This is a genomic window from Micromonospora sp. NPDC005203 (assembly GCF_042872705.1).
Taxonomy (GTDB): domain Bacteria; phylum Actinomycetota; class Actinomycetes; order Mycobacteriales; family Micromonosporaceae; genus Micromonospora.
Map to the genome: position 1 here is coordinate 1055600 of NZ_JBIAKV010000001.1, position 20901 is coordinate 1076500.

Here is a 20901-nt window from a genome sequence, read left to right on the forward strand (position 1 = left end):
CTATCGGTGGGGCGCGGCGACCGGTCGTATGGGCAGAAGGTGTCGCGCAATTGTCGAGGTCGCCTCACCCGCGTGGCGACTCACGCAACGGGCAGTGCAGGCAGCAGCCTGACCGACTGCAGGCGCTCGTAGGCCAACTCGACATGTGCGGCGGTGAAGAGCCGGGCTTTGCGGCCACTCCACGAACGAACCCGCTCGGTCAGCTCAGTAAGGTCGCCGGTGGGTGGATGTGATGCGGCCGCGTAATGCACGGTCGCCAGCAGCTCCAGGCTGTATGGCGCCTCGAATCCGTCGGTTAGCCGCGCCAGTTGATCTAATGCCTCGGTCGCTGCTTCGCCATGTGTTCGAGACCAGTCCGCAACGGCGTCGGCTGCGACCGGGGTCAGTCTGATGGGCTGCAACTCCTCGACCCGTGCCGAGCGGTCACCGAAACCCGTCAGGTAGTGCCCTTCGAGACGGTCCAGTACGTGGTTGAGGCTCTCGGCGTACGGGCCGTATCTGCCGCGGCCGAACTCCAGACGCAACGGTTGCCCCAGCACCTGGAGGAAATAAGCGATCTTCTGGATCTCCAGGATGGTGACGCCATCGCGTGACTCGAGTCGTCGTGCTCGGGTCAGGTAGCGGTCGATGGCCTGGATGAGCGTGACGCGACCAGGCGTTAGCGGTGGTCTTACGGTCGCGATCGGCATGTCGGCCGGGTCGGGTGCGCCCTCTGGCGGGAAGAGAAGGACCCGCACATCGGGGGACTCGGCGAAGGCGCCTTCGATGAGGGGCCGGACATCGTCCCAGTTGAGCCCACCGTTGCCGCAGCCCAGCGCGGGCATCGCCACAGAGTTGATCTTCCGTTCACGAACCACGCGGACGAGATCGGCCAGTCCGGCCTGAATGTCGTCGAGCCTCGAGTTGGCCCGCCAGTGGCCCTTGGTAGGAAAATTGATCACATATCTGCGGGGGCCGAGCCGCGCTGAGTCGTAAACGAACATTCGCCCCAAGGTGACTAGGTCCTCGCGGCATGCCGTGCGGTAGGCCGCGTAGTTCGCTGGGTAGGCGCGCTTGAACTGAAGAGCGATGCCCTTGCCCATGACCCCGACCGTGTTGACGGTGTTGACCAGCGCGTCCGCCTCGGCGGTCAGTAAGTTGCCATGGCTGATGATGATCATTCGCGCACCTCCTCCCGCTTGTACCCGTAGTACCAGCCCGGTCTGACACCGACGTACGGCTCGATCATGCCAGCGTCACGGAACACCTGCTTCACCTGTTCCTGTCGGTCCGTCGTCCGTACGGCGTAACCGGTGAGCAGGTCAACAGGAAACTCACGGTGGACGAGGAACTCGGCGGCTCGCCGGCGCCTGCGGTCCATGTCCTCGGGGATGTCCTTCCAGATTTGGGCCTCCAGCAAGGGCCAGTCGACCAACGCCGTCAACTCGGCCAGCTCGTTCGAGAATCTGGTCAACCCGACCGCGCAGTTCCCGTCGCTCGCCACCCAGCGACGCTCGGCGGCGTGCACCCGCTCCACGGAACTCACCAGGTAGACGAGAGGATCGTCTCCCCCCGGATAGCACCCTGGCTTGCTGTCCCGATGATCACAAGCTATTCGATACATCATGGGCGAGCGCGGGGCGAAGTAGAACGGCACGTAGTCGGCCACCACACCACCGGGAGGGCATGGCACGGGCCGCTCCCGCCGCCGTGCTTTGATCTCGACCGAGCCCACATTTGTAGCGAGCTGCGCCCCTACGCCGCTGTCCGCGAGCAATCGGCCGGTCTTGATAATCCCCGACAGATTGTCGAGGTGGGTGAAATGCATGATCAGGGCAGGCGTTGGTCGCACGACTGGGTCCGCCATAGATCAGCTCGGCTCACTCCGCTGGGTCCGTGCACGGACCAGAACATCAAAGATTGGTGCGTTTTCCCAATTCGGCCGAAGCTGGGTCACCTTGGTCCATCCCCAGGAGTGGTACGCCGTCTGGGCGGCAACGTTCTCAGGACGGACCAATAGAGTGGTTCGGGGCTCCGGCCGGGCCGCTACCAGTTCGTTGTGCAACGTCGCCGCAATGCCTTGGCGTCGCCAGTTCGGGTGCACCAGCAGCTCGCTGATCGCGAACGTACGCGTCCCGTCCTCTTCGGTGAATCGAGGCGGCACCGGCCCGTGGATGCCGTTCCACCACCGTGTCTGCGGAGGCAGTGGAAAGCCATACCCGTAGCCGACCCAAACCCTGCCGACCGCTGCGGTGACCAGCTCCCACCCAGCCCGCTGCATGTGTAGGTCGAGCTGACGCCGATAGCGATCCTCACTGTGGAACTCGTCGCCGTCTGAGTAGACCTTCAAGTAGAGGTCCACGAGCTGATCAAGGATCGCGTCTGCCTCGTCGGCGCTGTGATGGCGAAGCTGTAAGCCCTCGATCACACACTCACCGCCCGGTCGTAGGCAGCGACGAACTGGCGCGTTGCCGTGGTCGCTAGAGGTGATGCCGCCAGGTTTGAGCGCACCTGTGCAAGGTGCCGGCTAATCCGCCCCGAGTTCATCTGGCTTACCGCGGGAAGGACGTCCAGCGCGATGCGCGCTGCCTCGTTGACGTCGCCCTGCTGATACGCCGCTTCAGAGAGGTGCACGGTGTAGTAGACCTGGTTGCGTCGATGGCCGGGCGACGGATTGGCGATGATTGCGCGGAACGACTGAGCGGCACGGTTGGGCTTGTCCAGCGCGAGGTAGGACAGCCCTTGGATGCCGTGCACTTCTTGCTCGTTCACGAAGTCCACGAACCCTAGATCATCCTCGTGCGGTCCGCGCTCCAACTCGCGGCGAGCCTTGGTCATCTCCCGGCTGAAGCCGCTCGCGTCCGTGAGCACGGCGTACGTGTGCGCTCTCCGCAGATGTAACAGTGTGGTGAGTCGAGGTGTCGCCCATCTGGCGGAGACACGTAGCGCGGCTTCGGCGCAGTGCAGCGACTCGCCGGGCTGACTCTCGCGGAGCAGCATCGATAGCTGGGTCAGGGCCTGTACTTCCATACGAGGGTCGTCGGCGATGCGGGCACGGGCAATGGCTTCGTTCAGGTAGGGCCTGGCTTCGCGCCTGCGCTCAGCATCGGTAGCGAGCCACGCGGCCTGAATACCGAGGTCAGCCAGGGCGCTTTGAAGGGCATCGCCGACTTCTCGGCTGTAGGTCGCCTCTGCCGCCCACGTTGACAGCCTGACGTGCGCCTGGACGGCAACGTCGCAGAGCAGGTCAGCACCGGCTGCCGCATCAGCTCGCCGGAAATCTTGAACCAGCGAACTAGCCAGTCGTACCTGTTCCATGCCGATGTTTCGAGGCACGTTGGCAGGGTCCGTGAGCAGGTAAGGGTGACCGGCTGCGGCGAGCCCCGCGAGCGCGGCCATTGCGTTGAAGCGTCGCCGGTCCGTAGCGCCACCCCCTCGGGTTGATGCCCCCTCCACGGTAACCGCTATGGCAGGCGCCTCGCCCTGCTCAGCCATCCGATCGTGGGCATGAAGATTTTCTGCTGCTCCGTCGTCGGCTCGGTAAGGCTGGCGGGGGAGGCCGAACCAGAGGCAGGAAGCTGGTATCCCGAGAAGCTGCGCCCAATGTGCCAGCCGGTCCAGGTGTACCAGCGGCGGCCCGTTCTCCACCCGACTCAACTGCGCCTGCGTGATCCCCAGCCACCCCGCCACCATGCTCTGCGGCAACGCGACCCGCCCGTGGTACGGATGGCAGCGGTACGCCCGGATCACCCGCCCCAGATGCCGCTCGGCGAGGGCCTGTCGTACCGGCTCGTGATCCCAGAAGTTCTGCGGCACCACCGGTGGCGCACTCAGCCGGTCCCGTTCGGCGGCCTGGCATGGCGTACACCGTCCGCTGTCGTTGTCCCGGGCCAGCCGTCCGCCGCACCGAGGGCAGTTCGCGTGGGTCACCGGCGGGCTCCGTTCATCCAGCTGCATCGAGCCTATCCATTGAACACGCTGCGTGGGGAGCTGGTATACGCACGACGCATATCTCAAGGACCGCCGAAAGGGGGGAGCAGATGCTCAGGCTGGACGAAGCAACCGCAGCGCCTCGACCACCACGTCCCAACGATCCGGCCCGTCCGCCGAAGCAAGCGCCTTGCCTTCCGCGACGACCACACCGGCAGCGCGCAGCACCGCAACGTGACCCGCGTACGCCGGATGGGCAGCCAACTCCGCCTTCACGTGTGGAAACGCAAGGATCGGCAACCCCGCCCCCAGCGACTCGTTGAGGACGCCGAGCGCCAGCGTGTCGTTGATGCCCAACGCCCACTTCGTCACCGTGTTGAACGTGACCGGCGCGGCCACCACCACATCAGCCGGCGGGTGCGGCTCGGGGTCGCCGGGCATCCGCCACTCGACACGTACGAGATGGCCGGTCTTGTTCTGCAACGCCTCCCGGTCGAGCCACCGCGCGGCGGTCGGGCTGACGATCATGCACACCCGCCACTCGTCGGCGATCAGCAGGTCGACCAGCTCGTCGATGTGTTCCGCCGGACCCGCGGCGCAGACGACCAGATACAGCACCGGACGTTCCGTCATGCCCGCAGTCTGCCCGACGGGGATGACGCGTAGTCGACCGCATACGGGCCGCGCATGCTGCCAATGATCACCGTGGTATGCCGTTGCGCCTGGTCAGGCGCGAGAGTCGACGCATGGCCCGGGGTGGGTGCTGGCTTCGGGGTTGCGCCGGCCCTCAACGGCGCAGCCGCGTCCCGCCCGCCCCGGTGCCGCTCGATCCGTCAACGTCTCGGAGTCAGCATGCCCACCCTGATCGACGACGACCATCCGTCGCACGTGAGCCTGGCCGTCGCCTGGGCGTCGGTCGACGCGCGGGCCGCCGGCGACTTCTGGTGCACCCTCGAAGACCGCCGGCCCGGCCTGCTCCGGCACCGCGACGCGCCACTGTTCTTCACCGCGCTGGGCCAACTCATGGTCGGCGACGACCCGGCGGGCCGGTCCGCGCTGCTCAGCGTGCTCGGCCGCGCGTACCGTCATTTTGACCTACTCCCGCACTCCACCACCATCGGCGATGCGCTGCTCGCCACCGTGGCCCGCCACCCGCGCCCACTGTGGACACCCCGGCTCACCCTCGTCGCGGAGCGCGCCCTGTGCCGCGCCACGCACGCCGTCCGCCAGGCCGCCGCGCGGGTCGGCGACGGCCGGGCCTGGTGGCACGTCCAGGTGATCGGCCACGAGCGGCCGTCGCCCGATATCGCCATCCTGACGGTACGTCCGTGGCGGCGACTGCCATTCCAGCCAGGTCAGGCGGTCCCGGTGTGCACGCCACGTCTGCCAGGGCGTTGGCGCTGGCTCTCGCCGGCCAACGCCCCGCGCGCCGACGGCACCGTCGAGCTGCACGTCCGCGCCGTACCCGCCGGCGTCGTCTCCCACCGCCTGGTCCACGAGGTACGCCCCGGCGAGCAGCTCTGGCTCGGCCCACCTGGCGACGCCGGGCTGCGCCTCGATCCGTCGAGCACGAACGATTTGTTGCTCGTCGCCGGTGGCACCGGGCTGGCGCCGCTGCGCGCCCTGGTCGAGCAGGTCGCCGCCGCACCGGACGGCAGGCGGGTGACGCTCGTCGTCGGCGCGCGCAGTTTCACCGACCTGTACGACGCGATCACCCTCGACAAGCTGCAATGCGCCCACGACTGGCTGACGATCGTGCCGGCGTTCTCCGCCGACCCCTGCGCCGACCCGGCCGAACAGGGCGATGCCCTGACCATCGCCCTCGATCACCACCAGCCAGGCCAGGACATCTACCTGTGCGGCCCACCCGCGATGGTGGCCGGTGCCCGGTCACGGCTGCTGACCCTCGGCATCCCCACCGCTCGCATGCACCTGCCCGAACGGTTCACCCGATGATGGCTCGCTGCTCCCGTCGGCACATTGTGGCAGTACGCGCCCTGCACACCGACCTGCTCAAGATGGCGATCGATGATCCAGCCCTGCTCGAATGCTGGGAACCGATCGAGGATGCCGCCGACGTCGAATGGTTCCGCAAGCACGTCTACGCGAACCTGATCGTGACCCACTGGCAGTCGATGTGGGAGGTGGACGTCCTCAGCGCGCCGCACCTGGAGGTACTCGCCGATCAGTTCTTCAAGGGCCCTGTGGGACGGCGGTTTTGGGCGGAGGCGCGGGGGCCGCGAAGGAAGGCTGAGACGTCCCGGCGCGCGCGGCGTTTCACAGCGATCGTCGATCGCCGGTATCTTTCGGCAGTCGCGGCGGGACCGTTGGTGAACGCGCCCACTAGGGCTGTGCCGATCACTTGCTCCGAGTCGGTGTCTGGGCGAGAGGCCGGACAGGGTCGCGCCGCAGTGCTCGCGGTGGGAGTTGTGCTGGGAGCTGCCGCCGTCCTCGCCGGCCGGGCTCGGCTCGCGCCGGTCGTCCGGCCCGCGGTCAGGAGACGTCGCCGAACTCGCGTAGGCGGTCGACGTCCAGCGTGATCCTGTCGTTCTCGGTCCACTGGCCGGTGGCGGCGAGCCAACTCGGGTCGTCGCGCTCGTCGATGTCACTCCAACTGTGCCGGTGATGCCGTAGTTGGATCGGGCCGGTCGACTGGCCCGGCTCCAGCGTGCCGTCGGTGAAGGTCAACTCGACCCAGCCGAAGATCGGCGCACCGGGGATCGGGTAGCCCGGTGGCGCGGGCGTGGCCAGCGGGGACGGCCCTGCCGGTGGGATGAAGAACTGCACGGTCTGCCGGATCCGGTCGCAGCCCAGGGCGGCCCAGTCGCAGTTGGGCACCAGCGAGGTGTTGGCGCCCTCGAAGCGCAGGTGGTAGCGCACCCGCACCGTGCTCAGGTCGAGTGGCCCGGTGCCGGTGTTGGTGACCTTCAGGGCGTGCTGGATCTGGTTGTTGGTCGGGGACCAGTCGAGGTTGAGGTAGCTGACCGTCGCGCGGCCGGTGGCGGTGCGCACGATGGTGACGGGTGAGGGGTCGGAGAAGCCGCCGAGCGCGCGGGCGGCAACCGCGATCCGGTACGTCGTGCCGGGCGCGAGCTCGGTCAGCGTGATCGTGCTGTCGATCGACGTGCCGAGCCAGCGGTACGTGTTGGGACCCAGCGGCACCTGCACCTCGTAGTTGATCGGCTGCTCGGCGGCCGGATCACCGATCCAGGTGGATGGCGCCCAACTGAGGGTGAGCTGGTGTGGTTGGTTGACCACCACCGTGGGGCTGCCGGGGGTGCTGATCGCCGGGCCGTCGGCGCGGGCGGTGTCGACGGCGAGCAGGCTCGCCAGCGCGGCGAGGGCGACGGCGGCGGTGACGCGGCGGGCAGGCATAGCCGAATGGTAACGGCAATGCATCTAGATCAATGTCACGTCTCACTTGTTGGCGGGGACGCAGGGTGCTGATGCCCCAATGGCGCATTGTCAGCATTCTGCACCTGTTCGAGCTGGCGATCAATCAAGTTTCCTCAATACGCTGATCGGGCGGCCCATCCATCGCGAGGTGTCGAATGGTCATTCCCCGTCCCGTTGTCGCGGCGCTCGCGGCCGTACTCTGCTGTCTTTTGATCGTTTTTCCGACGCCTGGTCCGGCCGGCGCCGCTCTGGCCGGCAGTCAGGAAACGGCTGATTATCTGGCTGCCCACCCGGGCGGTAAGGCGATCAACGACAACGAGATCAGTTACGACGGTGGGGATTTCGTCGTAACCCTGCGGCGGCCGATCGGGACGCTCGCCGTGGCCGACTGCCCCTCGGGCTGGTACTGCTTCTACGAGTGGCCCAACTACGGTTATCCCCGGGGCCGGCTGTCCGACTGTGGGCGGCAGAGCCTCGCCACCTGGTACTGGCAGTTCCGCGTCGAGTCGGCGCACTACAACCTCACGAGCGGTTCGGTCTCGTTCTACTACTACGACACCAGGCTCTTCGACGTCGGTGCGGGAAACCGGGTCCGCGGCGACGCGTCCCCCTATCGCAACTGGCCGAACTACGTGCAGCGTCGCTGCGGGTGACGTCAGGCGCAGCCGGGCCCGCTGGTCCGGTCGGTCCGTTCCTTGTGCAGAAACAGCACATAGTCGAGGGTCTGGTTGTCGGTCACCGTGGTCGTCGCGTGACTGAGCAGGTCTCCGGTGTGCGGGTCGAACTGCACAGTCTCTCGACGGCCCTCGCCGTCGGCGCTGAAGGCCAACCCGGGTCGGTCGGCCCAGTCCGGGTACGCGCCCCGGTCCTGGATGCCCGGCGTCGCCGCCAACTCGAACAGCAGTGCCGAGATCTGACCCGGGCTCAGCAGGTGGTAGCGGAAGAGCCGACTGACCACGTTCACCATCCCGGCGGCGGTACGCAGCTCCGGCGGTAGCTCGCTCAGTTGCGCGGCGAGTTGACGACGCAGCTCCGACGGGTCCACGGAGGGCACCGGCGGCACCTCGGACAGGTCGCCCTGGCCGTACCGGAACGAGGCGGGCGCACCGGAGCGCCGACCCTTGGTGGTCGTCGTGACGACCCGGCGACCGGACAGCGCGGGACTCCACCACAGGTGCTCGTCCCGGTAGCTGTCCCGATCAACCCCGGGCGCCAGGTCCGCCGGCGCCCAGACCCGCAGGCAGGACAGGGTGTACGCCCCGTCGGCGGTGCTCGGGACGATCCCGGCGACGGCCAGCGCGAGGTCGGCGAGGCGCTGTGCCCTGCCTGCGTACCCAGAGGTGTCGTTCGGCGACGGCACGGTGCCCGGGGATGCCTCGCTCGTCGGTGCGACCGGGGCCTCCCCGCGCCCCCTGGTCGTGGCCGCGCCGACCGCCACCAGCGACGTCAGCGTCACCCCGCCGCCGAGCAGGATCACCAGGACAGCCAGCAGCTTGGGTGGCAGCCGGCTGATCCGGCCGGCGGCCGTCGGCGGCGCCGGGGGGGTCGTGGTCGAGGGGCGGCGGGGCCGCGGAATGGCGTTCGTCCGGGTGGCGACGATGTGTCGGGGGACCGACCGGTTCGCGCGTCGGTTTCCGTCCCGGAAAGGAGGCCGCCCCGGCGCGTTGGCGCTGGCCGCCGTCTCCGTCGCCGCGACCGGCCGGCCGCCGACGGGCGCGTTGCCGTGCCAGCCACCGGGCACCTGGCGCTGCGGAATCGCCACCGCTCCCCACCGCCACGTCGGCGCGTCCGGGGCGGACGGACGCCGCGCCTGGTCGAGGTGTGCCCGGTCCAGCGGGGCTGCCCGGTTCTGCTGGCTCGGCTGCGCGCCCACCGCGTCGAACCGGGCCGGCCGGTCGTTGCCCGGAAACGCGGGCTGCGGGTCCGCGCCGACAACCGGCACGGTGGGCAGGCCGGCCGAGGCAGGCGGGACGACATCGGGGCGGAACTCCCGCTGGTAGGCGAGCGCCGCGTGCGCGGCCAACCGGAAGTACCAGGCCCGGCCGGCGCGGCCGGCGTCGTCGTAGGTGCAGCAGATCAGCGCCTGACTCAGCAGGGAGAGCAGGTACTGCGCCCGCCAGTTCACACCCCAGTTGCCGTCCTTGGCGACCGCCAACCCGACCCCGTAGCTGGCCTTGATCACCTTGGCGGGCAGCGGGGGCAGCCGGTCCGACGGGCGTTCACGCGGGTCGATCAGCAGGGTACGCAGGGCGTCGGCCTGCACGCTGCGGGTGCCGGCCGTCAACTCGGCGAGGACAGCGTCCAACAGGAGGCTGACCAGGTCCCGGGTGAGCGGGGCGTCGACGGCGAACCGGTCGGTGTCCACCAGACAGAACCTCTTGACGTGCACCGACCACGCGCCGGAGGACGGGAAGAGAGCGTTGCCCCCGTGCAGATCCCCGTGGGACACCCCGCAGAGCTGGTCGAGCGGATCGCCGTGGAAGAGCGAACTGCCGTCGCCGAACCGGAGGGGGTTGGGGACCAGCGTGTTGGTGGCCGGGTCGAGCAGCCAGTCGGCGTCCAGGTCACGCAGGCCGAGCGCGTCCGCTGCCGTGTGCACCTCGGAGGTGGCGCCGGCGTCGGCCAGCTCCCGGCGGACGAACTCGCCGACGCTGGTCCGGTCGCTCCGCCGCCCCGCGCGGTGCCAGGAGTTCCACACCCCGTCGAGCAGCGTGCGGTAGGCGTCCCTGAGCTGGTCGTCGCCGACCCTGGCGAGCGGGACGACCAGCTCCGCGCCGTGCGCGATGTCCTGGAACATCAGGTAGCGGCCGTCGCCGACCGGGTATCGCGGGTACGGCTGGCGGACCAGGTGGCGCTCGGCGAAGCCGGCGTCGACCGCGACGGCCGCCGCGTGCCGGGCGGTTTCCTCGGTCGCCTGCCCGGCCGGCAGCACCTTGACGTACAACTGCTCGGCGTCGCGGCCGTCCCGTCGCTGGACGATGAACGGGATCAGCTCCGCGCCGCTGCGCCCACGACGTCGGGTGGCATGGCACGGAGGGCGGACGGTGGCATCACGCCCGGCCGCCCACTCCCGCAAGGCGACGGAAACCGTCGCATCCTGTATGTACCGTTCGAACTCGTCAACGGGACCGTCGCCCATGTCCGCCGTTGGACCTTCCACGAAGTGGTGAAAGTGGACGCGGACGGCAGGGGTGGCACGTCCGAGTGAGGGATGCGCGGTAAACGCGGAAGTCAAGCTACCGCAACTTTCGGGCGAACGCGGTATTTATTCGCAGCTTCCCCCCGCACCCACCTAAAAGTAATAAATCGTCACCTTACGCTTTAGTCACATAGCGATCGGTGACATCCATGTTGGCGGATGTCGGCGTGCGCGGGAGGGCGTCAGGCCGACGGTCCGTTACGCGACGTAGTCGGTTTGGAGATAACGCCTGGTCGGAGCGTTACCTACCGTGAATCCGTCATCACGAACGGCTCGGGAGCGGCATCGTCACGCCGCCGTCCGGCCTCAGACGGGAGAACCACCATGCGTACCACCACACAAGCCCGAGCGTTCGTACTCGTGCTCGGTCTCGCCGCGGCCGGGGCGGTGCTCGTTCCGGCGAGCCCGGCGGCCGCCGCGGTCCCCGGCCTGGTCCGGATCGCCGCGACGAGCGTCAGCAGCTCGGCCGACTTCCACTCCGCCACGGCCACCTGCCCGGGCACCAAGGTGCTGACCGGTACCGGTTACGAGTTGAACGGCGTCACCGGTGAGGGTGTCGTCGACGACCTGCGCCCCAACGGCGGCGTCGCCACCGCGCCGACGTCCGTCACGGTGGGTGCCTACGAGACGGAGGCGTTCGCCGGCAACTGGTCGGTCACGGCGTACGCGATCTGCGCCAACCCGCTGCCCGGCCTGGTGCGGGTCGCGACGGTCAGCGTCAGCGACTCGGCCGACTTCCACTCCACCACGGCCACCTGCCCGGGCACCAAGGTGCTGACCGGTACCGGGTACGAGCTGAACGGGGTCACCGGTGAGGGTGTCGTCGACGACTTCCGCCCCAACGGCGGCGTCGCCACCGCGCCGACGTCCGTCACCGCCGGCGCGTACGAGGCGGACGCCACCGCGCTGAACTGGTCGGTGACCGCGTACGCGATCTGCGCCAACCCGCTGCCCGGCCTGGTGCGCGCGTCGACAGTTGGCACCAACAACTCACTCGACTTCCGCAGCGTCGTCGCGGGCTGCCCGGTCGGCAAGGTGATGACCGGCGCCGGTTACGAGCTGAACGGCGTCACAGGTGAGGGCATCGTGGACGACTTCCGGCCCAACGGCGGCGTGGCCACCGCGCCGACGACAGTCGACTCGGGCGCCTACGAGGAGGATGCCTTCGCCGGCAACTGGTCCGACACGGCGTACGCCATCTGCGCCACGGCGTAGCCGGCAGGCCGTCTCGACAGGCGTGCTGCCTGCGGGTCACCACGATGACTCTCAGGCAGCACGGTCGTCAGGACATGGCCGCCCAGCCTCACGGATTCCAGTAGACGAGGACGCTGGCCCCGTCGAAGCGTCGTTGCTTCAGGTCGGCACGCGGTATTACCCAGTGGATGCTCGCGCCGCCCTGTCTGCCGCCGTGAAACTCGGCCAGCAGAACCCAGTCACCAGCGTCGGTTGGCCCGTCCGTGCCGGAGTTGCCCGAGGGGTTGGCGCCCAACCAGGCGGGGTTGAAGCCGTTGCAGTCGGTGCCGTAGCCGCCCAGCAGCAGCGGCGTCGTATGGCCTCCATAGGAGAAGGCGCCGTCCGGCACGTCGCCCAGGACGTCCTGCCACACCTTGGTCAGCTCCTCGAACGGAGGATCGCCCGGTAACGGCGGAGACCACGGCGGCCCGGGGATCGTCTTGACGTAGGGCAGGGAGATGTCGACCGTGAGGTGCAATTCGCCCTCCGGGATCTCCGCGTAGACCTCGGCACACTCCTCGTCTTCCGGGGAGAAGCCCGGTGGATGCCGCTCTCGCTCCTCGACGGCCACGCCCGCCGGCACGTACATCACCTGGCCGTAGCCGTCCTCCTCGGGCCAACCGAACAGCAGCAGCTGGCCGTCGGCCGGTAGCGGAAGGTCGGTCACGTCTGCCGGAAGGGCAGCGCAGTCGATGGTGGCGATCAGGGGAAACGTGGGGTCCTTGGCGTCGGCGGGAAGCAGCACGGGCCCACGGACGACGCCCACGACCGGCCCATCACCCTGCTGGGTCAGGAGCGCGGACGGGCGGGCGAGCCCCAGCCAGCGCTCCACCTCGGCGACGGGGATGTCGCGGCGCAGCGCCTCGGCACGGACCTGATCGAGAATCTTCTCGTTGCGGGGAAGCACGCGAGCACCGTAGATCAACCATGTGACGTCCTTCGACCCTGCCGAGAAGCGGTGTCGCGGTTGGCGGCCCGCCCAGGGCAATCGATACCGCGACATGCCGTCGGCGGGCGGCAGGTGGGAGCGCCTGTCCATAGCGTCCGAACCACGGAGTTCCGCGAGCGTGCGATCTGAGGGAGGCGGCCATGCAGGCGACTGTGTTACTCGGGGAGCGGGCTGCGGTCCGGGTCAACATGGACAGGTAGCGTGCCGGGCTCCCGCGGGACGCGTGGCCCGAGGGCCTTTCGGCGGCCGGCGAGGTCTGGCGGCGGGTGAGGTGGATCGCGCCGCGCGTAAGGTGACTATCGCGCCGCGCGCAGGCGGGCGTCGAGCGCGTTGAGGTCGGGGACGAACCAGATGTGCCCGCCCTGGTTCGACTCGTGCACCAGGGCGCGCAGCGCGGTGCTTTCCGCGAGTTGCGCCGAGATGTCGCCGACGATGGCCAACCGCAGCCGGTAGTTGACGAACTTCTGCATCACGTCGCCGGCGAAGCGGGTGCCCAACGAGAAAAAGCGTTCGTCGAGTCGGTTGGCCGGCACGGCGACCACCTGGGCGCCGATGAAGGCCGCGCCGATCAGGTCCAGCGCGTCCTGCTCGGTGGCGACGGTCGGGCCGGCCGGGTCGCACACCATCACCTGCACTCCGGCGCGTTCCTGGATCTCGTCAGGCATTGCGGACCTCCCGGTCGAGTAGGCCGTTGTCGGCGCTGAGGACGGCGTCGAGCAGGTGCAGCAGTTCGGCGGTGGCGGCCGGGGCGCCCAAGATAATGATCTTCATGCGGTGGCGTTGCTCGTCGTGCATCGTCTGCACCCGCAGCGGGTTGGCCTGGTCGTGGGCGGTGTTGGCGCTGGTGAGCACGAGGGTGCCGAGCCGATCGGCGGCGGCCCGGTCGACACCGTCGACCTGCACGATGCTCGACACCTCCGCCAGCCCGGTGGCCGTGGGGGCGCGGGTCTGCCCGGTGAGGGCGTCGAGGTCCGGGGCGGCGATCCGGTACTGCTTACCAATTCGCACGGCCCGCAGCCGGCCGGAGCGGATATAGCCGCGCACCGTCCGCACGTGCAACCCGAGCCGGTCGGCGACCTGCTCAACTGAGTACATTTCTTCCGTCATCGTTCCCTACAATACCCTAACATGGAAGTTTGGGGTGCGATGGGGTCGTTCGACGGGTGACGTCAGCTCCAAAGGCGCTCCGCGCCACACGGGCGGTCAGCCGTTGTCAGGTCGCCGCGGACCGGAGGGTGTCCGCGACCGGACGGCGTGCGGCGGCCAGCGCGGGGATGGTGGTGATCAGGGCCACCGCGAGCAGGACTCCGAGTGCCGTGATGAGGGTCCAGGAAGCGGGTGGATATGGCTGTCGTCGGCGAAGGCTCCGTCCCGCATGGAGATCACCCGGTCGGCGACCGCCGCGATGCGGGCGTCGTGCGTGACCACCACGAGGGTCTGCCCGGTGGTGCGCAACTCCTCGAACAGTCGCAGCACCTCCAGGATGGCGGCGGTGTCCAGATTGCCGGTCGGCTCGTCGGCCAAGACGACCTGCGGTTCGTTGCTCAGAGCGCGGGCGATGGCGACGCGTTGGCGTTGGCCGCCGGAGAGTGCCGAGGGGAGGTGCGTGGCGCGGTCGGCCAGCCCGACCTGGTCGAGCAGGTGCAGGGCGCGCCGCCGAGCGCGACCCGGCGACCACCCGGCCAGCAGGGCGGCCATCTCGACGTTCTCCACCGCGGTGAGTTCGTCCTTACCGCACCCGCTCGGACCCATGATCGCCAACGTCTGGCCGGCGGGCACGTCCAGGTCGACCTCGTCGACCGCGCGTACCAACGCGTTGTCCCAGCCGTACCACCTGCTCAGCCCACGTGTCCGCACGGCCATCGACCCGGTCATGCCCCCGCCTCCCGTCCAGCTCGATCACGTTCGGACCACATGCGCGCACACGCCTCCAGCCACTCCAGATCAGCCCGCAGCCGCAACACGACGCCCTCCAGCAGCAACCCGGCAATTGGATCCACCGACCGCTCCAACGCCGCCCGTTGCGCGTCACGCAGCCGGCGCAGCACCTCACGCCGTTGCGCGGCCACCAACGCCACCGGATCGGCCAACCGGGCAGCCGCGGCGGCGACCAGCTTCAGGTGGAACTCCGCGAGGTCCGGCTTGGGCCAGCTCACCTCGGTCAGCCAGCCGGCCACACGCTGCTGTCCGGCCGGGGTCAACGCGTAGACCCGTCGGTCGGGCCGGTCCGGCAGGCCCTCGGCCTGCTCGGAGGTCACCAGGCCGGCCTTCGCCAACCGGGCCAGCGTCACGTAGACCTGCCCCGCGTTCATCGACTCCCCGAGCGGGCCGAGCGCGTTCCGCATCCGGCTGCGCAGCTCGTACCCGTGCGCCGGCTCCTTGGCCAGCATGGCCAGCACCACGTCCTGCACCCGGCACACCCCTCGAATGGACCGCTAATAGATAACCGCTAGCTATGGCACTGTCAAATCTCGACGCCCGCTGTCGGAGGGTTCCAGTACCGTCTGGGAACCATGGACGCGCAGCGCGGCGACGCCATCATCGGGCGGGATCACCCCGCGGGCCTGCTGCGCGCCGAGCTGGACCGGGCCGCCACCAGCCACGGCGGCCTCGCCCTGGTCACCGGCGAGCCCGGCATCGGCAAGACGACACTTGTCACGTCGGCGGCCCGGGAGGCCCGCCAGCGTGGCGCGCTGGTGCTCGGCGCCGCCTGCTGGGATTCCGACAGCGCCCCCGGCTACTGGCCGTGGGTGCAGGTGCTGCGCGGTCTGCGGCGCTCCGCCGACGACTGGGCGGTGGCGCGGCAGGCCGCCGAACCGGCCCTCACGGCCCTGCTCGGCGAGTCCGGCACCAGCAAGGAGCAGGCCGATCGCCTGGCCGGCTGGCCCGGTGTCGACAGCGGCCCGGACGTCGGTGACCAGGAGGCGTTCGCCCTGTACGACGGGGTGACCGCCGCGCTTGTCGCGGTCTCCCAGCACCGGCCGGTCGTGGTCATCCTCGACGACCTGCACTGGGCCGACCCGGCCTCCCTGCGGCTGCTGAGCTTCGCCGCCCAGCACACCTGGTTCGAGCGCCTGCTGCTGATTGGCACCTACCGCGACGCCGAGGTCGAGTCGGGTGAGCACCCACTCCGCCCGCTGCTGATGCCGCTCGTCGCGAAGGCCACCACCATCACCCTCACCGGCCTCTCCCGGGACGAGGTGGCCGCGTTGATGACCCGGACCGCCGGGCGGAAACCGGCCGCCGGCCTCGTCGACGAGGTGCACCGGCGTACCGGCGGCAACCCGTTCTTCATCGAGCAGACGGCTCGACTGTGGCATGCCGACGAGGCGGCGGACACGATCGCGCCCGGCGTGCGGGAGGCGGTGCGGCGTCGGCTGGCCCAACTGCCCCCGGCCGTGGTCGAGGCGCTCACCGTCGCCGCCGTGCTGGGCCGCGAGTTTCACCGCCAGGTCCTCGCGGCGTGCGTGACCGCCCCCGTGGCGCAGGTCGACAGGCTGCTCGACCGCGCGCTGACGGCCCGGTTGGCGGTCTCCCGGGGCGGCGGCCGGTTCGCCTTCGCCCACGACCTGGTCCGCGAGACGCTCTACGACGGTCTGACCGACGACGATCGGCAGGCTCGCCACGGCACGGTGGTCCGGGCGGTCGACGACCTGCGGGAGCTCACCGACCTGCTGATCCCGGCCGACCTCGCCCGGCACGCCTACCTCGCCGGCCCGGCCCTCGACCGCGCCCGGGCGGCCACGCTGCTGGTCGCCGCCGGCCGGGACGCGTTCGCCCGGCTCGCCACCGACGAGGCCGCGGTGCACTACCGCCGGGCGCTGGAGGTCGTCGAGGACCACAGCCAACGGGTGCGGATCCTTGTCGAGTTCGGTGAGGCGCAATATCACCACGCCGGCCGGGAAGAGGCCGAGCGGCTGCTCACCGAGGGCGGGACACTGGCCCGTTCCCTCGACGACCCGGCCCTGCTGGCCCGGGTCGCGCTCATCGTCAACCGCGCCCGCCAGGTGGACACCGCCGACTCCGTCGAGGCGGCGGAGTTGGTCCGCGAGGCGTACCGGCGGCTGATCGGCGAACCGGATCCGGACGCGCCGGTCGGCGCGCTGATCGCCGACCTGATCACCGCCACCGAGTCGATCGCCCGTCGAGGGCGCGACGACGAAGCGCTCACCTTCAGCCTCTGGGCCCGCCACGACTCCACCTGGGGGCTGGGCACCGCGGCGACCCGTGCCGCGCTGACCGCCGAGATCCGCGACGTTGCCCGCCGGACGGGAGACCGCGAGACCGAGCTGTGGGCCACCTCGCTGCGCTGGGTGGCGTTGCTGGAGTTGGGCGACCCCGGCTTCGACGACGAGTTCACCACCTTCGTCAGCGCCGACCGGCGGGGCGACCTGGCTCGGCACCAGATGGCGGCAACCGTCGACAGCGCGATCATCGCCGCTTTCCGAGGAGACTTCGCCGAGGCCGACAAGAGCTTCGCCGACATCACCGACCTGAGCCATGCCGAGTTCGGCTTCATGGGCCATCACCTGCGGTGGTCCCGGCTGCTGCTGCAGGGCCGGCACGCCGAGGCCGACACCCTGCTGGACGGCTTGGCCCCGCTCGACTACCCCTACCGCGAGTTGCTGCGGGCGATCACCGCGGCGGAGCGTGGCGACGACGAGACGACGGTCCGGCTGACCGCCGGCATCGAGGCCGCCTCCATCCGGTACCCGCGCCCCGTGTCGCCGCTCTGGCTGCGGTTGCGTGCGCAGGCCGCCGCGGCGTCCGGCGACCCGCGACGCTGCGAGGCCGCGCGGGCCGCGCTCGCCCCGCACCGCGGCGAGTGGACGGTGGGGCTCTTCGGCTGCGACATCAGCGGCCCCGTCGACCACTGGCTGGCGCTCGTCGACGCCGCCCAACAGCGCTGGGACGACGCCATCGCCGGCTTCACCGCCGCGTGTGACTCCGCCGACCGGTTGGGCTCCCGCCCCTGGTCGCTCATCGCCCGCGCCGGCCTCGCGAACGCCCTCGCCGCGCGGGGACACCCGGCCGACGCCGCGAAACGTGCCGCACTGCGGACCACCACCGCCCGGGAGGCAACCGCTCTCGGCATGACGCAGGTGCTGCACCGGCTCGGCGCGACCTCCACCGACGCAGCCGGGCCTGCCGCCACCGCACGCCAGGCCGTCGCACCGGCTGAGGGCCCGACCACGGCCACCGGGCCGGGCCACCTCACCGGGCCAGGCCAGGCTTCCCCGTCCGGTCAGGCCGCAGTGGACAAGCCAGCCGACGAGGGGTACGAGTTTCGGCGTGACGGTCCGGTCTGGCAACTCGGGTACGCCGGGTCGGTGGTGCACCTGCCCGACGCCAAGGGCCTGCGCGACCTGCACCTGCTGCTGAGCCGGCCGGGCACCGACGTGCCGGCGGTGGAGCTGCTCGACCCGGCCGCCGGCCCGGAGCTGATCGCCGCCCGCCGAATGGGCGCCGATCCCGTCCTCGACGACGAGGCGAAGGCCCGTTACCGGCAACACCTGGCACGTCTCGACGAGGAGATCGACCGGGCCGCCGCACGCGACGACGACCGCAAGGTGGCCGCGCTGGACAGGGAACGGGGTGCGTTGCTCGACGAGCTGCGGGTGGCAGCGGGGCTGGCCGGCCGGAGCCGCCGGCTGGGCGACGAGGCCGAGCGGGCTCGCAAGACGGTGACCGCGCGGATCCGGGACACGCTGCGCAAGCTCGACGACCGCCACCCGGCGCTCGCCAGTCACCTGCGCGAATCCGTCTCCACCGGCAACGCATGCCGCTACCTGCCCCTGAAGCCCCTGCCCTGGCAACTCTGACCCGCCCCCACCCCCCACCCCCCACCCCTCGCCCTCTCCTCTCCCTCGCCTCGCCCTCGCCTCGCCTCGCCTCGCCCTCGCCTCTCCCTCGCCTCGCCTCGCCCTCGCCTCGCCTCGCCTCGCCCTCGCCTCTCCCTCGGCGATCTTGCACTTCCTGTCGCCGATTCAGGTTGATTCGTCACCTCTGTCGGGACAGTAAGTGCAAGATCGCGGGGGCGAGGGGCGATGGGCGAGGGGCGAGGGGCGCGGGGCGCGGGGCGCGGGGCGAGGGGCGCGGGGGCGAGGGGCGCGGGGCGAGGGGCGCGGGGGCGAGGGGCGAGGGGCGAGGGAGTGGGGGTGGGGACGGCGTTAGCGGCGGTTGTACTTGTACATGGTCAGGGTGCCGAAGACGACCAGGAAGCCGGCGCTCCAGGCCAGCAGCCACATCGTGGCCGTCGGGTCGGAATCGCCGCTCATCGCCCCGCGGATCGCGGCCACCAGCTGTGTCACCGGGTTGACCTTCACGAACGCCTGGAGCCAGCCGGGCATGGTGCTCGGATCGACGAAGACGTTGCTCAGGAACGTCAGCGGGAACAGCACCATCATGCTGACCCCCATCACCGACTTCTCGCTGCGCAGGATCAGCCCGAAGAACGTCCACACCCAGGAGAACGCGAACGAGAAGACCACCAGCAGCCCGATCCCGACGGTCGCGCCGACCACCCCGCCGGCGGGCCGGAAGCCGAGCACCAGCCCCAGGCCCAGGATCACCAGGGCGGCGAGGATGTAGCGCAGCACGTCGCCGAAGATCATGCCGACCAGGGCGGCGGGACGCCAGACGGGCAGCGTCCGGAACCTGTCGAAGATGCCCTTCTCGATGTCGGTGTTGAGGCCGACCCCGGTGTACATGGTGATCATCACGACGCTCGTCACCATGATGCCGGGCAGGAAGAACTGCAGGTACTCGCGAGGGCTGCCGGCGAGGGCGCCGCCGAACAGGTACGTGAACATCAGCACCATGATGATCGGGAACGCGGTCACGTCGAAGAGTTGCTCCGGCACGTGCTTGATCTTCAGCATGGCTCGCCAGCCGAAGGTGAGCGACGCGCCGAGCGCGCTCGGTCGAGGCGGTCGGGCACCGGGCGCGAGCACCGTCGCCAGCGCCTCGGCGGACGGGACGTAGACGGACGGCGCCCGTTCGGTCGTGGTGGTCGTGGTGTTGCTCATCGGGCTGCCTCCAGCTCGTTGTCGGGCTTGTCGGCCGGCACGGCGGGGTGATCGGTCAGGGCCAGGAAGACCTCGTCGAGGCTCGGCTGGCCGAGGGAGAAGTTGTCCACGGCGATGCCGGCACGGGCCAGCTCGCCGAGCGCGCGCGAGGCCTGGGCGCTGGCATCGAGGTCGGTGCCGGCCTCGCCGACCCGGGCGGTCAACGCCACCGGGTCGGTGGCGAGCTGCACCGGCACGTTGAGTGCCTCCCGGAGCACCTGCTCCGCCTGCGGGCGTTGAGCGGGATCACGCAGTCGCAGGTGGACGGTGCCGGAGCCGACCGACGACTTCAGCTCACCCGGTGTGCCCTCGGCGATCACCCGGCCGTGGTCGACGACCGCGATCCGCCCGGCGAGCTGGTCGGCCTCGTCGAGGTACTGGGTGGTCAGCAGCACGGTCGTGCCGTGCGACACCACCGCCCGGACGATCTCCCACACCTGGTTGCGGCTGCGCGGGTCGAGGCCCGTCGTCGGCTCGTCGAGGAACAGCAGGTCGGGGGTGTTGAGGATGCTGGCGGCGATGTCGATGCGCCGCCGCATCCCACCCGAGTACTTCTTCACCTGGCGGTCACTCGCCTCGGTCAGACCGAACGCGGCGAGCAGTGCCGCCGCGCGCTCCCGGGCGGCCGGCTTGCGCAGGCCGAGCAGGCGGGCGAGGAGCACCAGATTCTCCGTACCGGTCAGGTCCTCGTCGACGGAGGCGTACTGGCCGGTGAGGCTGACCCGGGAACGGACCTTGTCGGCATCGGTGACCACGTCGTGCCCGAACACCCGGGCCGAGCCCCCGTCCGGGCGCAGCAACGTCGCGAGCACCCGGACTGCTGTGGTCTTGCCCGCCCCGTTCGGACCGAGCAGGCCGTAGACGGTGCCGGCGGGCACCTGAAGGTCCATGCCGGCCAGGGCCTTGGTTTCCCCGAACGAGCGGGTCAGTCCCTCGGCCTCGATGGCCAGGCCGGTGGTGCGTCTACTCATGATTCGTACCTTTCGAGGTGTACGGGTTGGCCTGCCACCCGTAAGGCGCGAGACGGAGGTCGGCCGCCCGCTAGATCTGATCTAGCTGTACTGACCAAGCACGTTGGTTGAGGTCGTGTGACGACACGACCTGATGGATCTTGATTGGGGAGGACCTCCTGTCGTGGAGTGGAGCTG

19 protein-coding genes are annotated in these 20901 nt (G+C 70.1%); 5 read left to right on the top strand and 14 right to left on the bottom strand.

Annotated features, from left to right (window positions below; all coding sequences use genetic code 11):
- Positions 1–80: 80 nt before the first annotated feature.
- The 5 genes from ACFYPM_RS05070 to ACFYPM_RS05090 all read right to left on the bottom strand — a co-directional run bounded on the left by ACFYPM_RS05070 (position 81) and on the right by ACFYPM_RS05090 (position 4542).
- Positions 81–1160 carry a macro domain-containing protein gene (locus tag ACFYPM_RS05070; RefSeq protein WP_387191348.1) on the bottom strand — a complete coding sequence of 360 codons (1080 nt, stop codon included), beginning with the start codon at positions 1158–1160 and terminating at the stop codon, positions 81–83.
- Complete coding sequence (locus ACFYPM_RS05075) at positions 1157–1846, bottom strand: DUF4433 domain-containing protein (protein ID WP_387191350.1); 690 nt, start codon at positions 1844–1846, stop codon at positions 1157–1159. The genes ACFYPM_RS05070 and ACFYPM_RS05075 overlap by 4 nt, the downstream gene beginning before the upstream one ends.
- A gap of 3 nt (positions 1847–1849) precedes the next feature.
- On the bottom strand, positions 1850–2407 hold the full coding sequence (locus ACFYPM_RS05080) for a GNAT family N-acetyltransferase (protein ID WP_387191352.1): 558 nt from the start codon (positions 2405–2407) through the stop codon (positions 1850–1852).
- Positions 2404–3936, bottom strand: a complete 1533-nt coding sequence (locus tag ACFYPM_RS05085) for a helix-turn-helix domain-containing protein (RefSeq protein WP_387191354.1) — start codon at positions 3934–3936, stop codon at positions 2404–2406. The genes ACFYPM_RS05080 and ACFYPM_RS05085 overlap by 4 nt, the downstream gene beginning before the upstream one ends.
- 87 nt (positions 3937–4023) lie before the next feature.
- Positions 4024–4542, bottom strand: a complete 519-nt coding sequence (locus tag ACFYPM_RS05090) for a flavoprotein (RefSeq protein ID WP_387191356.1) — start codon at positions 4540–4542, stop codon at positions 4024–4026.
- Between the two features lie 219 nt (positions 4543–4761).
- On the opposite strand from ACFYPM_RS05090, the gene ACFYPM_RS05095 reads away from it, so the two are divergent.
- Together ACFYPM_RS05095 and ACFYPM_RS05100 are read left to right on the top strand one after the other, a co-directional pair.
- Positions 4762–5865 carry an FAD-binding oxidoreductase gene (locus ACFYPM_RS05095; protein ID WP_387191358.1) on the top strand — a complete coding sequence of 368 codons (1104 nt, stop codon included), beginning with the start codon at positions 4762–4764 and terminating at the stop codon, positions 5863–5865.
- The gene (locus ACFYPM_RS05100) at positions 5865–6449 is read left to right on the top strand and encodes a DUF6082 family protein (RefSeq protein WP_387191486.1); all 585 of its coding nucleotides are present in this window, start codon (positions 5865–5867) and stop codon (positions 6447–6449) included. The genes ACFYPM_RS05095 and ACFYPM_RS05100 overlap by 1 nt, the downstream gene beginning before the upstream one ends.
- Here the strand turns inward: ACFYPM_RS05100 and ACFYPM_RS05105 are convergent.
- Positions 6403–7284 (bottom strand): cellulose binding domain-containing protein, encoded by an 882-nt coding sequence (locus ACFYPM_RS05105; protein ID WP_387191360.1) that lies wholly within the window; start codon positions 7282–7284, stop codon positions 6403–6405. The two genes, ACFYPM_RS05100 and ACFYPM_RS05105, sit on opposite strands and share 47 nt — an antisense overlap.
- A 176-nt stretch (positions 7285–7460) precedes the next feature.
- Between ACFYPM_RS05105 and ACFYPM_RS05110 the strand changes: the two genes are divergently transcribed.
- Positions 7461–7958 (top strand): peptidase inhibitor family I36 protein, encoded by a 498-nt coding sequence (locus ACFYPM_RS05110; protein WP_387191362.1) that lies wholly within the window; start codon positions 7461–7463, stop codon positions 7956–7958.
- Between the two features lie 2 nt (positions 7959–7960).
- Here the strand turns inward: ACFYPM_RS05110 and ACFYPM_RS05115 are convergent, their stop codons facing one another.
- Positions 7961–10444 (bottom strand): hypothetical protein, encoded by a 2484-nt coding sequence (locus tag ACFYPM_RS05115; RefSeq protein ID WP_387191364.1) that lies wholly within the window; start codon positions 10442–10444, stop codon positions 7961–7963.
- 384 nt (positions 10445–10828) lie between these two features.
- Between ACFYPM_RS05115 and ACFYPM_RS05120 the strand changes: the two genes are divergently transcribed.
- Positions 10829–11719, top strand: a complete 891-nt coding sequence (locus tag ACFYPM_RS05120; protein WP_387191366.1) for a hypothetical protein — start codon at positions 10829–10831, stop codon at positions 11717–11719.
- A gap of 88 nt (positions 11720–11807) precedes the next feature.
- Here ACFYPM_RS05120 and ACFYPM_RS05125 read toward each other — a convergent pair whose 3' ends face one another.
- The 5 genes from ACFYPM_RS05125 to ACFYPM_RS05145 form a co-directional block, all read right to left on the bottom strand.
- Positions 11808–12644, bottom strand: coding sequence for a hypothetical protein (locus ACFYPM_RS05125; RefSeq protein ID WP_387191368.1), 837 nt, complete (start codon positions 12642–12644; stop codon positions 11808–11810).
- A gap of 338 nt (positions 12645–12982) precedes the next feature.
- Positions 12983–13351: a DUF4180 domain-containing protein gene (locus tag ACFYPM_RS05130; protein WP_387191370.1), complete on the bottom strand. Its 369-nt coding sequence runs from the start codon at positions 13349–13351 to the stop codon at positions 12983–12985.
- A complete protein-coding gene (locus ACFYPM_RS05135) occupies positions 13344–13793 on the bottom strand; it encodes a helix-turn-helix domain-containing protein (RefSeq protein ID WP_387191372.1) in 450 nt (149 codons plus the stop codon). The genes ACFYPM_RS05130 and ACFYPM_RS05135 overlap by 8 nt, the downstream gene beginning before the upstream one ends.
- Positions 13794–13970: 177 nt before the next feature.
- Complete coding sequence (locus tag ACFYPM_RS05140) at positions 13971–14561, bottom strand: ABC transporter ATP-binding protein (RefSeq protein ID WP_387191374.1); 591 nt, start codon at positions 14559–14561, stop codon at positions 13971–13973.
- Complete coding sequence (locus ACFYPM_RS05145; protein ID WP_387191376.1) at positions 14558–15097, bottom strand: PadR family transcriptional regulator; 540 nt, start codon at positions 15095–15097, stop codon at positions 14558–14560. Before ACFYPM_RS05145 ends, ACFYPM_RS05140 begins: the two co-directional genes overlap by 4 nt.
- A gap of 102 nt (positions 15098–15199) precedes the next feature.
- Here ACFYPM_RS05145 and ACFYPM_RS05150 point away from each other — a divergent pair, with 102 nt between their 5' ends.
- A complete protein-coding gene (locus ACFYPM_RS05150) occupies positions 15200–18508 on the top strand; it encodes an ATP-binding protein (protein WP_387191378.1) in 3309 nt (1102 codons plus the stop codon).
- Between the two features lie 348 nt (positions 18509–18856).
- Here ACFYPM_RS05150 and ACFYPM_RS05155 read toward each other — a convergent pair whose 3' ends face one another.
- Together ACFYPM_RS05155 and ACFYPM_RS05160 are read right to left on the bottom strand one after the other, a co-directional pair.
- Complete coding sequence (locus ACFYPM_RS05155) at positions 18857–19714, bottom strand: ABC transporter permease (protein ID WP_387191380.1); 858 nt, start codon at positions 19712–19714, stop codon at positions 18857–18859.
- Entirely contained in the window at positions 19711–20724 is a 1014-nt protein-coding gene (locus ACFYPM_RS05160) for an ATP-binding cassette domain-containing protein (protein WP_387191382.1), read from the bottom strand. The genes ACFYPM_RS05155 and ACFYPM_RS05160 overlap by 4 nt, the downstream gene beginning before the upstream one ends.
- Positions 20725–20901 lie beyond the last annotated feature (177 nt).

Bases quoted from the DNA above. Each gene is read 5' to 3' on its own strand.
- ACFYPM_RS05070 (WP_387191348.1), bottom strand. From the start codon at position 1,160: ATGATCATCATCAGCCATGGCAACTTACTGACCGCCGAGGCGGACGCG.
- ACFYPM_RS05075 (WP_387191350.1), bottom strand. From the start codon at position 1,846: ATGGCGGACCCAGTCGTGCGACCAACGCCTGCCCTGATCATGCATTTC.
- ACFYPM_RS05085 (WP_387191354.1), bottom strand. From the start codon at position 3,936: ATGCAGCTGGATGAACGGAGCCCGCCGGTGACCCACGCGAACTGCCCT.
- ACFYPM_RS05090 (WP_387191356.1), bottom strand. From the start codon at position 4,542: ATGACGGAACGTCCGGTGCTGTATCTGGTCGTCTGCGCCGCGGGTCCG.
- ACFYPM_RS05095 (WP_387191358.1), top strand. From the start codon at position 4,762: ATGCCCACCCTGATCGACGACGACCATCCGTCGCACGTGAGCCTGGCC.
- ACFYPM_RS05100 (WP_387191486.1), top strand. From the start codon at position 5,865: ATGGCTCGCTGCTCCCGTCGGCACATTGTGGCAGTACGCGCCCTGCAC.
- ACFYPM_RS05105 (WP_387191360.1), bottom strand. From the start codon at position 7,284: ATGCCTGCCCGCCGCGTCACCGCCGCCGTCGCCCTCGCCGCGCTGGCG.
- ACFYPM_RS05110 (WP_387191362.1), top strand. From the start codon at position 7,461: ATGGTCATTCCCCGTCCCGTTGTCGCGGCGCTCGCGGCCGTACTCTGC.
- ACFYPM_RS05115 (WP_387191364.1), bottom strand. From the start codon at position 10,444: ATGGGCGACGGTCCCGTTGACGAGTTCGAACGGTACATACAGGATGCG.
- ACFYPM_RS05120 (WP_387191366.1), top strand. From the start codon at position 10,829: ATGCGTACCACCACACAAGCCCGAGCGTTCGTACTCGTGCTCGGTCTC.
- ACFYPM_RS05130 (WP_387191370.1), bottom strand. From the start codon at position 13,351: ATGCCTGACGAGATCCAGGAACGCGCCGGAGTGCAGGTGATGGTGTGC.
- ACFYPM_RS05135 (WP_387191372.1), bottom strand. From the start codon at position 13,793: ATGACGGAAGAAATGTACTCAGTTGAGCAGGTCGCCGACCGGCTCGGG.
- ACFYPM_RS05140 (WP_387191374.1), bottom strand. From the start codon at position 14,561: ATGACCGGGTCGATGGCCGTGCGGACACGTGGGCTGAGCAGGTGGTAC.
- ACFYPM_RS05150 (WP_387191378.1), top strand. From the start codon at position 15,200: ATGGACGCGCAGCGCGGCGACGCCATCATCGGGCGGGATCACCCCGCG.
- ACFYPM_RS05155 (WP_387191380.1), bottom strand. From the start codon at position 19,714: ATGAGCAACACCACGACCACCACGACCGAACGGGCGCCGTCCGTCTAC.
- ACFYPM_RS05160 (WP_387191382.1), bottom strand. From the start codon at position 20,724: ATGAGTAGACGCACCACCGGCCTGGCCATCGAGGCCGAGGGACTGACC.